This window comes from Skermanella sp., assembly GCF_059503625.1.
Map to the genome: position 1 here is coordinate 2,214 of NZ_JCACHA010000397.1, position 309 is coordinate 2,522.

Consider the following 309-nt stretch of genomic DNA (forward strand, 5'->3'; position numbering starts at 1 on the left):
GTCAGGAAGACCATGCTGCCATGGGTGTCGATCCGTTCGACATCGCCGCCATGGGTGGCGGGATCGGACAGGAAGGCGGCGATAGCGGCCTGATCGGCGGGGGAACTGGCACCTGTCATCATACCCCAGTGTAGCAAGTTGGCGGCGTCGAGTTGAACCCCCTGTCATTGGAAATATCAGGTGGATTTTCCGGGGAATTCCGCAATGCGGGTTTTTCCATAAATGGCAGGGAATCGGCGTTGACAGACCAGTGGGTCCGCCGCATCGTTCCCACATCGCGGCGCAGCAATCCCTGCACCGTCCCGCCAC

At 60.5% G+C, this 309-nt stretch carries 1 protein-coding gene; it reads right to left on the reverse strand.

Annotated elements, in window-relative coordinates:
- Positions 1 to 118: 118 nt before the first annotated feature.
- The coding region (locus AC5JJ6_RS08830; RefSeq protein WP_496041679.1) for a hypothetical protein at positions 119 to 309 on the reverse strand (191 nt) is incomplete at its 5' end.